The 1057-nt window shown below is 42.6% G+C and carries 1 pseudogene; it reads left to right on the top strand.

Annotated features, from left to right (window positions below):
• Positions 1-465 precede the first annotated feature (465 nt).
• A pseudogene (locus tag A3766_RS03355) lies at positions 466-1057 on the top strand (PEP-CTERM system histidine kinase PrsK); the annotation flags it as partial.

The following is a 1057-nucleotide window of genomic DNA, read 5'->3' as shown; positions in this document are numbered from 1 at the left end:
TACGGACAATATTCACTCAGAACACAAACCACACCGCTAAGTGCTGGAGTTCCAGCACAGGCTAATCTCTCGTCGGCTAAAAACCATATCAAAGGTTAGCACGCCAACTTAGAAGAAAATATCATTAAAAAATGCTTGTTTTTTGAGCGATCTGACTAATACTTTGAGTGTCTGATAAGCGAAGTGCAATTATCAGCAATGAAAGACTTTCATGGATACTACTCGCACTATTTACCGGATTCGTATCCCAGCGAATCCGGTTTTTTTGCTTGACCTGAATTAAGAACATACTTCTCTTAGGTAATCTCAAATCCAAGCGATTTAATCAATAACTCTGCTCATGACTCTGCTACACTAAAACTAACAGACTGAATCTTTGTTCATTTATCAATTCTATCAAGTACTATCAGGTTCAGATTTTCAAAACACTCCAATATAAGTACGTTCAGGCACACTACCGGCTCAATGAATATTTCATTCTTAACTATTTCAAATAGTATTGGACTCCTGGCCTTCCTGCTACTCGCAGTATTTATCGCTAGCAAGTATTTACGCAGATCCGTTGATCGTTCCTTACTACTTGCTGCGCTAGCAAGCAGTTTATGGATGGGCGCATTGGTCGCACAAGGCTTAGGCTTTGATGTGCCATTCTATCTACGATACACCTTTGAACTCATTCGCAATGCAGCCTGGTTTGACGTTCTCTACGCGCTCTTGGGGATTAGCTTCATTCCTAACCAACAACAAGGCAGAGACCGCTTTTATCTCAGTTCGGCCATTCTCGCTCTGCTCGCTGCTATGGTCTTTATTACCTTGGCCCAAGGTATCTCAGGCTCACAATGGGTGTCCAGCTATTCGATTCTGTTGTTTCAGGTATCACTTTCTATCGTCGCACTTTTACTTTTAGAACAAGTATGGCGTAGCGCGAATATGTATAGCCGTTCCGGAATCAAATACCTAACCATCGCGATTGGCACCCTGTTCTGCTACGACTTCTTTATGTATTCAGATGCACTCTTGTTTCGCGAGTTATCCGCCCCACTATGGGAAACGCGCG

It is taken from the genome of Oleiphilus sp. HI0132 (assembly GCF_001635845.1).
This window is presented reverse-complemented; position numbering and strand designations above follow the sequence as displayed.